General features: G+C 61.6%; 13 protein-coding genes. 4 read left to right on the top strand and 9 right to left on the bottom strand.

Annotation, left to right across the window (positions count from 1 at the left end; translation table 11 throughout):
• Window positions 1-49 precede the first annotated feature (49 nt).
• The 5 genes from FJ426_RS26050 to FJ426_RS26030 all read right to left on the bottom strand — a co-directional run bounded on the left by FJ426_RS26050 (window position 50) and on the right by FJ426_RS26030 (window position 4,803).
• Entirely contained in the window at window positions 50-766 is a 717-nt protein-coding gene (locus FJ426_RS26050; RefSeq protein ID WP_140825589.1) for an ABC transporter ATP-binding protein, read from the bottom strand.
• A complete protein-coding gene (locus FJ426_RS26045; protein ID WP_140825588.1) occupies window positions 766-1,509 on the bottom strand; it encodes an ABC transporter ATP-binding protein in 744 nt (247 codons plus the stop codon). The genes FJ426_RS26050 and FJ426_RS26045 overlap by 1 nt, the downstream gene beginning before the upstream one ends.
• Entirely contained in the window at window positions 1,506-2,492 is a 987-nt protein-coding gene (locus FJ426_RS26040; protein WP_140825587.1) for a branched-chain amino acid ABC transporter permease, read from the bottom strand. Before FJ426_RS26040 ends, FJ426_RS26045 begins: the two co-directional genes overlap by 4 nt.
• Before the next feature lie 8 nt (window positions 2,493-2,500).
• Window positions 2,501-3,373 (bottom strand): branched-chain amino acid ABC transporter permease, encoded by an 873-nt coding sequence (locus FJ426_RS26035; RefSeq protein WP_140499499.1) that lies wholly within the window; start codon window positions 3,371-3,373, stop codon window positions 2,501-2,503.
• 161 nt (window positions 3,374-3,534) lie between these two features.
• Window positions 3,535-4,803, bottom strand: a complete 1,269-nt coding sequence (locus FJ426_RS26030) for an ABC transporter substrate-binding protein (protein ID WP_210242341.1) — start codon at window positions 4,801-4,803, stop codon at window positions 3,535-3,537.
• 673 nt (window positions 4,804-5,476) lie between these two features.
• Here FJ426_RS26030 and FJ426_RS26025 point away from each other — a divergent pair.
• Genes FJ426_RS26025 through FJ426_RS26015 form a run of 4 tightly spaced genes read left to right on the top strand, consistent with a single transcriptional unit; the run spans window position 5,477 to window position 8,015 of the window.
• Window positions 5,477-6,286 (top strand): SDR family oxidoreductase, encoded by an 810-nt coding sequence (locus FJ426_RS26025; RefSeq protein WP_140825586.1) that lies wholly within the window; start codon window positions 5,477-5,479, stop codon window positions 6,284-6,286.
• Complete coding sequence (locus FJ426_RS32200; RefSeq protein ID WP_140825644.1) at window positions 6,264-6,539, top strand: FAD-dependent oxidoreductase; 276 nt, start codon at window positions 6,264-6,266, stop codon at window positions 6,537-6,539. Before FJ426_RS26025 ends, FJ426_RS32200 begins: the two co-directional genes overlap by 23 nt.
• The gene (locus tag FJ426_RS31890; RefSeq protein ID WP_246675616.1) at window positions 6,476-6,715 is read left to right on the top strand and encodes a hypothetical protein; all 240 of its coding nucleotides are present in this window, start codon (window positions 6,476-6,478) and stop codon (window positions 6,713-6,715) included. The genes FJ426_RS32200 and FJ426_RS31890 overlap by 64 nt, the downstream gene beginning before the upstream one ends.
• Window positions 6,624-8,015, top strand: a complete 1,392-nt coding sequence (locus FJ426_RS26015; protein WP_246675615.1) for a glycosyl hydrolase — start codon at window positions 6,624-6,626, stop codon at window positions 8,013-8,015. The genes FJ426_RS31890 and FJ426_RS26015 overlap by 92 nt, the downstream gene beginning before the upstream one ends.
• 346 nt (window positions 8,016-8,361) lie before the next feature.
• Here the strand turns inward: FJ426_RS26015 and FJ426_RS26010 are convergent, their stop codons facing one another.
• From FJ426_RS26010 to FJ426_RS25995, 4 genes are all read right to left on the bottom strand, one after another.
• A complete protein-coding gene (locus FJ426_RS26010; protein ID WP_140825584.1) occupies window positions 8,362-10,029 on the bottom strand; it encodes an ABC transporter ATP-binding protein in 1,668 nt (555 codons plus the stop codon).
• Complete coding sequence (locus tag FJ426_RS26005) at window positions 10,026-10,943, bottom strand: ABC transporter permease (RefSeq protein WP_140825583.1); 918 nt, start codon at window positions 10,941-10,943, stop codon at window positions 10,026-10,028. Before FJ426_RS26005 ends, FJ426_RS26010 begins: the two co-directional genes overlap by 4 nt.
• 10 nt (window positions 10,944-10,953) lie before the next feature.
• Window positions 10,954-11,868: an ABC transporter permease gene (locus FJ426_RS26000; RefSeq protein WP_181176997.1), complete on the bottom strand. Its 915-nt coding sequence runs from the start codon at window positions 11,866-11,868 to the stop codon at window positions 10,954-10,956.
• 78 nt (window positions 11,869-11,946) lie between these two features.
• Window positions 11,947-13,452, bottom strand: a complete 1,506-nt coding sequence (locus tag FJ426_RS25995; RefSeq protein WP_140825581.1) for an ABC transporter substrate-binding protein — start codon at window positions 13,450-13,452, stop codon at window positions 11,947-11,949.
• Window positions 13,453-13,489 lie beyond the last annotated feature (37 nt).

Raw genomic sequence — 13,489 nt, 5'->3', positions numbered from 1 at the left:
AATCGACATTGGGTAACAGTTCAGTGGCAGCAGAACTGAAATGACCTTCTCACGCTCCGCCCATGTAGATGTCCATGATTTGCCGGTCGTCGCGCACGTCCCGAGGCCTTCCCTCGAAGCGCCTTTCGCCGGCCGCCAGGATGTAAAGCTTGTCTGCGATGGGCATGGCCTCGCGGATATTCTGCTCCACCATCACGATGCCGATGCCATGCGCGGTGAGGGTGGTAACGCGTTCTAGCGTCTCGATGACCATGGCCGGCGACAATCCCGCGGAAGGCTCGTCAAGCAGAATGAAGCGCGGTTGCGAGACCAGCGCTCGCGCCAGCGCAAGCATTGCCTGCTCGCCGCCTGAAAGCGAACCGGCCGCGGTGCGCCGCCGCCGCGCCAAAGAGGGATATTGCTCGATCAGCGCCTCGATGCGCTGCTCGACTAGCCGGCGGTCCGCGATGGCGTAGCCACCCATACGCAAATTTTCCATCACCGTCAGGCGTGGGAACACGCCGCCGCCCTGGGGCATCAGCACCAGTCCTTCGCGCACTACCTCATGAACGGCAAGGTTGGAGAGCGTTGTATCGCCCAGGCTCGCCCTGCCGCTCCACACCGGCAGCGCGCCGGCAATGGCCTTGAGCAAGGTCGACTTGCCACAGCCGTTCGGTCCGAAGATGCAGGTGATCTTGCCAGCCTCCGCACTAAGCGAGACGCCGTGGACGATCTCCTGCTTGCCATAGCCGGTGACGATGCTTTCTGCGGTGAGCGTGGGGCTCATTACGGCCGCCCCAGATAGGTCCGCATGACTTCCGAGTCGCGAACGATGTCGTTGAAAGAGCCGCTAGCCACGACACGGCCTGCGTCCATGACGATGATGCGGTCGCACACATTGCGCACCATCTCCATATCGTGCTCGATGACCAGGAAGGTGATGCCGCGCTTGCGCAGCCGCGCGATGGCCTCGACGATAATCTTGCGGATGGTTGGATGCACGCCCGCCGTCACCTCGTCGAGCAGAATGAGCGAGGCCTGGCGCATGATGACGCGCCCGAACTCCAGCAGTTTCTGCTGGCCGCCCGAAACGTCGGAGGCGCGATTGTCGGCGACATGGTCCAGCTTGAGCAGCGCCAGTGTTTCGGCTGCCCGCTCGTGCGCGCCCTGCCAATGGCCCTCGGCCGCTGCCGCCAGTAGGTTTTCGGTGACGGTCATATTGTCGAACATGGCCGGAATCTGGAAGGTGCGGGCAAGCCCCAGCCGCGCGATAACGTGAGTCTTTCGGCCGCCGATCTCGTGACCGTCGAAACGGATCTGGCCGCGATCAGGGGCCACCGCGCCCGACACCAGGCTGAACAGCGTCGACTTGCCCGACCCGTTAGGCCCGATCAGGCCGGCGATCTCGCGCCGAGCGACATCCAGGGAGACACCGTCGACGGCTTTGATGCCGCCGAAATGGCGGTAGAGTTCGCGCACGACGAGGATAGGGTCGCGGTCACCAGCGGCTCTGTCGTCGGCCGCGCTCACTTGGGCCCTCCCTGGTCCTCGCCGACCAGCTTGCCGACCGCCTTGTCCAGCACGGCGCCGGAGTTGGCGGCGCGCGTCGAAAACAGGCCGGCGATGCCGTTCGGCATGAACAGCACTACCAGCACGATGGCCGCGCCCAATATGGCGATATAGAAGGCGGTGTCGCCCCAATACATCCAGATCAGCCGGTTGACGACGAATAGCCCCACGCCGCCCAGTGCCGGCCCCCACAGGCTGCCCAGCCCGCCCAGCAGCACCATGACCACCATCTGGTCGGTGATGTCGCCGCCGAAGACGCTCTTCGGATTGATGAAAGTGACCCAGTAAGCGAAGATCGCGCCAAACACGGAGGCGCTGACAGCGCTGAGCACGAAGGTCTGCAGCTTGACCAGCGAAGTGTTGATGCCCATCGCCTCGGCCGCTAGTTCGTGGTCGCGCAGCGCTTTGACCTTCAGACCAAACCGTGAGCGCTCGAACAGCGCCCAGGTGATTAGGTAAGTCAGCGCCGCTGCGGCGAACATGGCGAAGTAGAAGAAGCGCTCATCGAGAAAGGGCGGCAGCCCAATTCCGCCGATGCCGCCGGTGAAGTCCATCACCGAGGCGAACTGGATGAGCACCTCGGCGAAGGCCCAGGTGGCTATGGCGAAATAGGCGCCGCGCAGGCGCAGCGTCGGCGCGCCGATGATGATGGCAAACAGCGCTGTCACCACCATACCGGCGGGGACGGTGGCGAAGAAGGGCCAGGCGAGCTCGTCGCCCATCAGCAGCGCGGTGACATAGGCGCCGAGCCCAAAGAAGGCCGAATGGCCGAAATTGATGTAACCGGCGTAGCCGCCGAGTATGTTCCAGGAGCAGGCCAGCCCCGCCCACATCAGCGCGCCGGTGGCGATACGCAGCCAGTAGTTGTTGACCAGCATCGGCAGCAGCGCCAGCACGCCGATCACCGCGATCAGCAGGAGGAGGCCGGCCCAGCGTGGGTTCATGTCGGGTCTCACAAGCCGTGCCGCAGGATCCCGCGCGGGGATACGAGCAGGACGAGGAACAGCGTTGCGAAGATCGCCAGCAGCGAATAGCTCGACCCGACATAGGTCGCGACGAAGGCTTCGATGACGCCGAGCAGCAGCGCGGCGACAAGGGCACCGCCGACGGAGCCTAAGCCGGCAAGCACAGCCACGAAGAATGCGAACAGCGTATAGCGCAGGCCGACCTCCGGATTGACTGAGAAAATTGCACCCATCAGCACGCCGGCCATAGCAGTGATGCCCGCATAGAGCCCGTAAACATTGGCGCTGAGGCGGCGGATGTCGACGCCCATCAGCGCGGCGTTCTGCCGGTTTTCGGCCGTCGCTCGGATCGCCAATCCATAGCGGGTGCGGTAAAGGAATATGAACAATCCGCTGGCGATGGCGACCGCGAACACCGCCGCCGCCACGCGGATCAGCGGCACCGTCAACGGCCCGACGGCGAGGCTCTCGCCGCTCAAGGCCGTCGGAACGCTGTGGGTATTGAAGCCCCATGCGGTCAGCATGCCACCGCGCAGCAGCGTGAATAATCCGAAGGTCAGTGCCAGCGCCATCAATTCCGGCCGCGCCGTGCGGCTGTTACGGACATTGTAGAGGATCGGCCCGATCAGGTAGCCGATGGCGCCGAACAGCACGAAGGCGACCGGGATCGCAAGGAATCCGTCGACGCCTAGTCCGGCGGCCATGTAGTAGCCGAGATAGCCACCCAGCACGACCCAGCCTCCCACGGCGAAATCGATGACGTGCAGCACGCCGAAAGCGAGCTGGAATCCGATCGTGAAGGTGGCGATGACGCCGCCGATCAGAAGGCCGTTCAGCAAGGTCTGTAGGAAAAGATCCAAGGTGCAAACCGTCCCTCAGTCAGGCAAGCGAAAGAGCGGGAATGCCATGGCAAGGCGAGCGCGCTCAACGGCATGGTCCGTCATTTTCCGCGCACGCGCAACCGTGGTTCGGCCTGGCAGAGTGATGGCGACGAGGTCGCCCACACCCTGTCCAAAACCGCCTATTTCCAGGCCGGCAGCGGGTAGCTGAGGTCTGCTGCCGCGGCTTCCTTCGGCCCCACCGCCACCGTCTTGCCACCCTGAATCTGGATCAGCACCGGCACCGGCTGGACGTTGTCGTGGTAGTGGTTGCCTTCCTTCTCGAACTTGATCGGTCCATAAAAGGTCTGGATGTCGGTGGCGGCTATCGCGTCCTTCAGAGCCACCCTGTCTTCGGGCGTGAGCGCCGGCTTCTTGCCAAGCCGCTTGACGGCATCGCCGAAAACGAGCCCGCTGGCCGCGCAGGCCGCTTCGGTATAGTCGGGCTCGTGTCCAGACTTCTTTTGCGCCATCTCGGCAAACTGCCTTGCGGTGCCGAAGAGGTCGTCCTTGTATGGTACCGATGGCAACCACACGGAGACGCCGCAGGTGCCATCGGCGTCCGCGGCAAGCGCCTGGGCAAAGGCCGGGTCGGTGACGCCATAGTGCATTATCAGCGCCTTGGGCCGGAAGTTGAGCGACTTCGAGGTCTTGACGACGTTGATCAGCGGCTCCTCATGGCCGCCGACGGCGACGATGTCGGGATTGAGCGCTGCGATCTTGGAGATGACCGGGGTCAGGTCGCCCGAGGCCGGCACCAATTCGTAGGCGACGAGTTCCAGTCCGGCTTCCTTGGCCCCGTCGCGAAAACCTTCGCCGGTTTCCTTCGAGAAGGGCTCGTTGACACCAATCACCGCAATCGTCTTGGCCGTTGGGTTGGACAGTTTCGCCAGCACGGCCAGCGACTTGCCTGCGGTGGTGTCGACGGCCGGGATGATGCCGAAGTTGAATTCCGGTTTGGCCTTCCAGACGTTTGGCGATTCCGCGGAGCCAGAAATCATCGGTACCTGGTACTTCTGGCAGATCGGCTGCACGGCGATGGTCGAGCCGCTGGTGTAGGGGCCGAACAGCACATCAACCTCGTTCTGCACGATCAGGCGTTCGGCAGCGTCGGCGCCGGTCGCTGGGTTACTCTGGTCGTCACCGTAGAACATGTCGACCTTGAAACGCTGGCCGGCGACCTCGACGCCGCCCTTAGCATTTATGGCCTCTGCCCAGAGATCGTACCCGCGCTTGGTCAGGTTGCCACCGAGTATGTTCTCGCCCGACAGCGAGGTGATGACACCGGCCTTGAAGGTCACCACCTGCGCGCGTGCCGTTCGCACGAACGGTATCCCCAACGTGCCGGCCGCCAAGGCGACGGCGCTGCCGCCGAGGAACCGGCGGCGAGAAACTTTGCTTTTGATGGACATCATTCAACTCCCTTTGTCCGACTGTCAGATTGGAAACCGATGATGTTCTTGTTCATACCACAAGACGCGGTTGTGCGGCCAGGAAGATTGCCTCACGAGGCGGCTTTGGGTTCGAGCGGTCTTCGCTGGATCGAAAAGACGGAGAGCTTTGTGGGAGCTACAGGACGGTTCACACCGACCCCAGCGGGATGGCGCCCAGGCTGAAGGAACGGGCTGGCACGACAGGCCGAGGTTCTCGTAGGGCGTGACGCTCCCGGCGCTGTTGGAAACGGCGGCCGCCGAATGATCGATGCCAAGACAAGTTTCGCCGCCTGATTGTTCGCCCGCTTGAACTTCAGCACCTTGTCCGGCGCGCTGAAAGGCAGAAACAGCACGCCCAACAGGCAGCGTACAGCGAACGTGGCGAGGATGGCGGGCATCGGATGCATTCTTCGGGCTCCGGCCGAAGTTCGCGCCGGATCATCCGTGCGCGATCGGCGCACTCTCGACCCACTCTTACGTTGGAGCGTTGAATTGGTTCGCAAGCCGCGATCACATTCATGTTCCTGCGCGTTACCGCATTGTAATGGCGCCAGCCGGACCTTTTGGTCTTCGCTTGCGTTTCATGGGAGCCGGCTGACCTGGCATTGGCATAATTTAGTCCGAGGCTACCTTCTCTTCGAATGAGTTCTCCATGGCCGATCACAAGCCTCTGGCGCGGCAGAAAGCCATCGTAACCGGGGCCAATTCAGGCATCGGCGAAAGCGTCGCCCTTGCTCTTGGCCGGGCGGGCGCCGACGTGGTGGTGAACTATGTCGAAAACGAGGACGCCGCGAAGGCCGTCGTGGACCAGATCCATCAGGCCGGCAGCAAGGCGATCGCCCACATGGCCGATGTCTCGATGGAAGATCAGGTTGGAGACATGTTCCAGCGCACGGTGCGCGAGTTCGGCACCATCGACATCCTTGTCGCCAATGCCGGCCTGCAACGCGACTCAGCGTTTGCTGACATGCCGCTGGCGAGCTGGACTAAGGTTCTCGGCGTCAATCTGACCGGCCAGTTCCTTTGCGCCCAGGCTGCGACACGCGAGTTCCTGCGGCGCGGCGTGGTGCCGTCAGTCTCGTGCGCGGCCGGCAAGATCATCTGCATCAGTTCGGTGCACCAGGAAATCCCGTGGGCAGGCCATGCGAACTACGCCACCTCCAAGGGTGGCATCAAGCTGCTCATGGAAAGCATGGCGCAGGAGCTTGCCCCAAGACGCATCCGTGTCAACGCCATCGCGCCGGGTGCGATACGCACGCCCATCAATACCTCCGCCTGGGATACGCCCGAAGCGCTCAAGGGCCTGCTGACGCTGATTCCGTATGGGCGCATCGGCCTGCCGGAGGACATCGCGCGGGCAGCCGTCTGGCTGGCGTCCGACGAGTCCGACTACGTTGTCGGCACCACGCTTTTCGTCGATGGCGGCATGACCCTCTTTCCTGGCTTTTCGACCAACGGTTGATCGGAATGGGCGGCAATATGATCTCATCGTCATCGGAAGCGGATCTGGCGGCGCTTCGCTCGGCCATCATCTGGCGCGGAACGGACTGCGCGTGTCGCTCATCGAGCGCGGCGGCTACCTGCCGCGCTCGCGCGCCAACTGGGATTGCAAGACCGTGTTCGTGGTCGGCGCCTACCAGACGAAGCAAACATGGCGGCGCAGGGATGGCGATGCGAGCTTCTTCTCTCGATCGCGGTGGTCAATCCCACACTGACAATCATCGCCAACGCGCTGCGCGTGGCGGGCGGCTTGTATGACGGCGACATTTTCATGCGATCTCAACGGACCGGCGACGGCACTGCCGCATTTCTGGGAACACACGATCGGCAGTGGGCACGCCACGCTCGGCCTGCGTGCAGACTGGCAGGCGCAATTAAAGCGAACGCATGACGAGCTCGGCATGCGCTATGTCCGCTTCCACGGGATATTATGCGACGAGATGGGCACGCTGATCGGCGAGGGCACCACATTGTTCTATTCGTTCTTCAACGCCGATCTCATCTTCGATTTTCTGCGCTCGATCGGTATGAGGCCCTTCGTCGAATTGAGCTTCATGCCCAGTGTTCTGGCTTCGGGCGACAGAACCGTGTTTCATTATCGCGCTAATATCTCGCCGCCGAAGGACTACGCCCAATGGGCGGTGCTGATCCGCAAACTGGTGAGCCACTGGGTGGGCCGCTACGGCCTGGACGAGGTGCGCCAATGGTTCTTCGAGGTCTGGAACGAGCCGAACCTGACCGCCTTCGGCAGCGGCAAGCAAAGCGACTATTTCGAGCTTTATCGCTATACCGCCAAAGCCATCAAGGGTGTCGACAAGCTGTTGCGGGTCGGCGGTCCGGCGACGGCCGACAATGCGTGGATCGGGGATTTCCTGAATTTTTGCCGGACAAGCGCTCTGCCCGCTGACTTCGTCAGCACGCACCATTATCCGACCGATGATTTCGGCCAACCTGGCGACGATACCGAAGCGCAGCTCGCCGCCAGCAAACGCAGCGCGTTGCGCGAGGAAGCGCGAGGCGCGCGCAAGCAGGCAGGCGATGTGCCCCTCTATTATACCGAATGGTGCACCTCCTCGAACCCGCGCGATCCCTTGCATGATGATCCATATGCCGCCGCGTTCATCGTCAAGACCGTTCTGGAAGCGACCGGACTGGTTCAGGGATACAGTTACTGGACTTTCTCCGATATTTTCGAGGAGAACTTTTTTCCCTCGCTGCCCTTCCAGGGCGGGTTCGGACTGTTGAACATCCACGGCATCGCCAAGCCGGCCTATCGTGCCTTTCAATTGCTGCATGAAGTTGGCACCGAGATGCTGCCGGTCGAGGGCGCTCATGAGACGGTGGACGCCTGGTTCGTCCGCGGCGATCGCGCGTCCACGCTGATACTGACGAATTTCGCCCTGCCGCGTCATCCGATCGAGACCGAGGAGGTGTTGTTCACGCTGAAAGCCGCATCGAGCGCGACTTCGGCTTGCGTGCAACGCATCGACGCCGAGCACGCCAACGCCAAGCGCCGCTGGGAAGAAATGGGCAAGCCCGAATATCTTGACGCGCCGACCGTGGATGAGCTCAAAAATATTTCGGAGCTTCGCAGCGAGCCGGTCGCGACCAAGAGCGAGGCCGGTAGCTTGGTCCTCAAAATTGCGCTGCCCCCGCTATCGGTCGCCGCCATTCGTCTGGCGAACACGTGAAGCCGAAGCCCGCTTTGGGAGACGTACGCCAGGCCGACCGTTTTTTGTGCTGTCCTGCTTTTGAATAGGCTCTTACCCCGCGCCAGCCGCCGATCGGGGCGCCGGAACGGAGCCGATCGTGAAATCCTGATGGAACGCCGAGGTGCCAGAGGCTCGCAGGCTCCGCGATCGTTCCATGTGGATCAACGCGTCACCCTCGGTCGGCCGATGTCGGCTGCTACGGATTAATCGGGTTAGGAGAATCCCTTAACCCACTATTGTGAGCGCCGCGAAAAATTCACGAAAGAGCAACGCGGTCAGGCAGTTGCGTGCGCCGGTGCCCGGGTCACTTTTAGCCCCAATTTCACTAATCTGGAGAATTCGCAAACACACTACCCATTCGGCTCCCGTCCAACCATTTTGGTTGTGGAACGGCGTGTAACAGTTTGCGGGTGTATATGTGCCGTGGTTCAGCGAACAAAGCCTCCGTCCTGTTCTCCTCGACAACCTTGCCTTGCTGCATCACCAGGATGCGGTCGGCGAACCGGCGAACGACAGGCAAGTCGTGAGTGATAAAAATGTAGGACAGGCTCAGGCGCTGGCGAAGATCGGTAAGCAGCTCGATCACCTGCATCTGAATCGATACGTCCAGGGCCGAGACGGCTTCGTCGCAGACGATCAGCTCCGGTTCGCTCGCCAGCGCGCGTGCGATCGCGATGCGCTGTCGTTGGCCGCCGGAAAACTGGTGCGGGTGACGGTTGGCATGTTCAGCCCTGAGCCCGACCACTTCAAGAAGCTCGACCACGCGGTCTTTCCATCGATTGCGCGGCAGGATGTCCCGGTGGATCGCCCAGGGTTCAGAAATGATGGCGCGGACGTTCATGCGTGGGTTCATAGAGCCGAACGGGTCCTGAAACACCATCTGCACCTGCCTGCGGAATCTCTTTAGAGCGACATTCTCCAGCTTGAATATATCCTCACCGGCGAAGACGGCGCGTCCGGAAGTTGGTTCGTTGAGACGCAGTAGCATCCGCGCGATAGTCGACTTGCCGGAACCGGATTCCCCCACGATCCCGAGTGTCTCGCCGCGCTGAACGGCAAAACTGACATCATCGACAGCCCTGAATTCGCGCTTGGCCGAAAAGACAGAAGATTTGAGAGTGTAGTATTTGCTCAGATGCTCCACCCGCAGAAGCGTTTCGTCCTGGCGATCTGGTCGTGGTTTTGCGGTTGAATACGCATCAGGCAGGGCTGTAACGAGCCCCCGAGTGTAGGCATGTTTTGGTTGCTTGAAGACGTCTTCGGCCTTGCCGGTCTCGACGATTTTGCCAGCATTCATCACGACGATACGATCCGCCATGGCAGCCGCAACCTGCAGGTCATGGGTGATCATAATAAGCGCCATACCGGTTTCCCGCTGTAGATCGCGCAGGAGATCGAGAATCTGGGCCTGGATGCTGACATCGAGCGCCGTGGTTGGTTCATCGGCAATGAGGATGTCGGGTTTGAGGGCGATCGCCATTGCGATCATCACACGCTGCCTCTGTCCACCGGAAAACTGATGCGGATAATAGTCGATGCGCTTTTGCGCGTCAGGAATGCCGACACGCTCGAGAAGCGCGATCACCTTTTCCCGGACCGCGCTGCCTTCGCCGGCCTCATGGCTTTCGAAGACCTCGGCGATTTGCCGCCCAACCGTGTAGACGGGATTGAGATAGGCCAGCGGATCCTGGAAGATCATGGCTATGCGGCGCCCGTTCAATTCACGCCGGCCGTTCTCGTCCAGTTGCGACAGGTCGATCCCATCCAAGACAAAGGAACCCGACACGACTTCACCGGGCGGGCAATCGATCAGCCCCATGACGGTGCCTGTGCTGACGCTCTTGCCGGAGCCGCTTTCACCCAGAATGACGAGCGTTTCGCCACGGCAGACATTAAACGAGACCTCGTCGACCGCACGCACCGGGTCGCCTTCCGACAAGAAATCGACCGTCAACCCGTCGATGGTCAGAATAGGTGTGGCTGCTTCCGTCATCGAGAGATCTTTCGCAACGATTGCAATCGCCAGCGCTGCTGTGGATCCGCGACCGTTCGCGCCCAGCTAGACAGAACGTTCAGAGATAGCGTCGTGAGCAGGATGGCGAGCCCCGGCCAGAATGCGATCCACCAGGCCGTCGCGAGATAGCCCCGGCCGTTGGCGACCATGGCGCCCCAGGTAAAGTCCGGCGGCTGGATGCCGAGGCCGAGGAAACTCAGCGCGGATTCTGTCAGGATGACGGTGGCGACGTCGATCGCTGCGATAGTCACAAGCGTCGGCAAGGCCAGCGGTGCGATATGGCGCACCAATACCCTCGTCGAACTCGCCCCCATGGACCTGGCCGCGCTGACGAACATGCGCTCGCGAAGTTCCAGAACCTCGGCGCGCGCCGTCCTGATGAAGACAGGCATGCGCGTGATGGCCAGCACGATGATAAGATTGAGCATGCTGGGACCGAGCGTATAGAGCACGATCAGCGCCAGGAGGAGCGAAGGAAAGCTCATCACCACATCGGCCAGCCGCTGGATGACGTGGCTGTACCAGCGCTCCGAATAGCCGGCGACGAGACCGAGCGTGCCGCCCACGATCATCGAACAGAGAACGGCCGCCGCGGCAATGGTAAGAGTCTTCTGCGCTCCGACGACCAGCCGGGCAAGGATCGGCCGCCCCAGGGTGTCTGCGCCAAGCATATAGATCCAGCCCTGTTGGGTCGAGAAGGGCGGAAGATTGCGCTGGCGAAGGCCGAGCTTGGCGGCTTGTTCTCCGACAAGCAGCGGACCGAACAGAGCGCAAAGCAGCAGCAGCGTCAGAAACGCCGCTGCAACCAAAGCGAACTTGTCCCGGGTGAGATAGATCGCAAGCTGCCGCGCGCTTCCGGGCGACTTTGGCGAAGGCGAGGTCACGTCGGTCACCGTCGGCTCCCTAGTAGCGGATGCGCGGATCGAGGCCGACATAGAGAAGGTCGATCGCGATATTGACGATGAAAATGGCGATTGCTGTCACCAAGATGGTCGACTGAACCACGGCGAAGTCGCGCTGGATGATGGAATCGATCATCAGCTTGCCGATACCGGGCCAGCCGAAGATGGTCTCGACAACCACGGCGCCGTTGATCAGCCCGGTGGTCAAATCCCCCGCCACCGTGACGACCGGCAGCAGCGAGTTCCGCAGAGCATGTCCGAAAATGATCTTGCGGCGCTTCAAGCCCTTGGCGTGGGCTGTCTTGATGTAGGGCGACGCCAGAGCCGAGATCATCGTTCCACGCACAACCTGCACCAGAAGGCCGAACGGCCGCAGCGTCAGGACGAAGACCGGCATGATCCAGTGAAGGATGCTTCCGGTTCCCGAAGTGGGCAGGATACCCAGGCCGACGGAGAACACGAGAATTCCAACGATGGCGATCCAGAAATCCGGTGTGCTGGCCCCCGCCAGCGAGATAAGGCCGGCGATGCGATCGAACAGGCTGCCGGGGCGGGCGGCCGCCAGGGCCCCAACGACGATGGCCAGCACGATGGATAGGGACATGGCGACAACCGCGAGCTTCAGCGTCTGGGGAAAGGCCTCGAGTGCGACATCGATGGCCGAGCGATGCTGGCGCAGCGACTCGCCGAAATCGAGGGACAGCAGATCGCGCAGATAGTGGAGGAACTGCACGTAGACGGGCTGGTCGAGCCCATTGAGCCGCGCAAAAGCCTGACGGGCTTCGATGCTTGAGTCGAGAGGTAGATAGAGCGCCGACGGGTCACCGGTCAAACGGGTGAGGAAGAAAACGAGCGTCAACAGGCCGATCACGCAGAGGATGCTGTGATATGCCCGCCGCCCGATATAACCGAGCATCATGCGGAGCCTCTGAATTCGCTTGAAGGCCAGGCGAAGCGCGAAAAGCTGTGCCCACGCCTCGCCTGCCACGCCGGTTCAGTTCTTGAGAGCGATATTGGCCAGCGGAATTTCGCTGTTGGTAGAGATGTCCGGCTTCCAGTCCAAACGCTTGCCAACACGGGTGTAGCCGATCATATGGAACATCGGAACGTCGGTCACCACGTCGTTGCGGACCTTGTCGAATATCGCCTTGAAATTCGTGGTGCGCGCCTCACCGGTGGATGCCATGGCATTCGCAACTTGTTCGTCGAGCGCCGGGTCGCTGACCGTCGAATAGCTGCCGTTCGAGGTGTAGAAGATTGGGATGGTAAAGGCGGCGTCGCCCTTGTTGTTGTCGTGCATCATCTGCAGCAGATTCGGGCCGCGGCCTTCCGGGAACGGCTTCTGCAGGAAGCGCAGCCAGTCGTTCACGTCGAGCATGGTCAATTTCACGTTCAGCCCGACATCCTGCCACATGGCCATCACGGCCTCCATGGCTTCGGCGCCGTTCGGATAGATGCCGTTGCGACCGATGAGTTGGATCTGCGTATCGGTCGGCGCGCCAGCAGCCTTGGCTTCGGCGATCAGAGCGCGGGCCTTTTCGACATCATATGGCCAGGCTTCCAGCTTGTCGTCGTGGCCGTTAATGCCGGGTACGACCATCTGCGAGGCGCGCTTGATATCCTGGCCGAACAATTGCGCCAGCCCGTCCCAGTCGATGGCGAGGTTGAGCGCCTTGCGGATGCGAACGTCGTTCAACGGCGCGAAGCCGGCGTCGATGCGGATCGCGGTCGTTTCGGAGTTCAGATAGGCAAAGTCGGTCTCGGGATTTCTAGCATCCTGGGCTGCGATGGAAGGCGTCAGATCGGCTTCGCCGGTCTCGACCATGGCGGCGCGGATAGAGGATTCCGAGCGCCAGACATAGCTCGCCTTGGTGATGGCGGGTTTCTTGCCCCAATAGCCGTCGAACGCCTCGAGTACGACGGTTTGCGGGGTGAAGCTGGAAATCCTGTAGGGTCCTGTGCCGACAGGATCGTTGACCGCCCTGTCCACAGGCGTATTCGGCGAGACGATCATGACCACGCTAAGCAATGTCGGCAGGATAGGTTGCGGCTTGTCCGAGATGATTTCGACGGTCAGGTCGTCGACCTGTTTCACCGTCAGCTTTGCGTCGCCGAATTTTGCGATGTTGCTGCAGGTTAACTTCCCGCCGGTCATGCGCTCGATGGAGAATTTCACCGCCTCGGAGTTGAATGGTGCGCCGTCCTGGAATTTCACGCCTTCGCGAAGCTTGAGCGTCCAGCTGTTTGGATCCTTTTGTGTCCACTCCGTAGCGAGACCGGGCTTTGCCTGGCCCGAGGCCGCGTCGATGATCGTCAGCGGCTCGACCACGTTGCGCGCCAGGATTTGACCGATATTGGTGATGATGGTGCCGCATGGCTCCAGGTTTGCCGGCTGTTCTGGAAGGACGATGCGGACTTCGGACGCATCCTGCGCCACGGCCGAGCCGATCCATCCGCCTGCGAGCAGGACGCCTACCATGATTATAGTTGCGCTTCTCATGCATTCCTCCCGATTGAAACAATGACACTCCACGCGA

Source organism: Mesorhizobium sp. B2-6-4, assembly GCF_006441495.1.
Taxonomy (GTDB): domain Bacteria; phylum Pseudomonadota; class Alphaproteobacteria; order Rhizobiales; family Rhizobiaceae; genus Mesorhizobium.
Note: the sequence above shows the minus strand (reverse complement) of the source record. Positions and strands in the feature narration are given on the sequence as shown.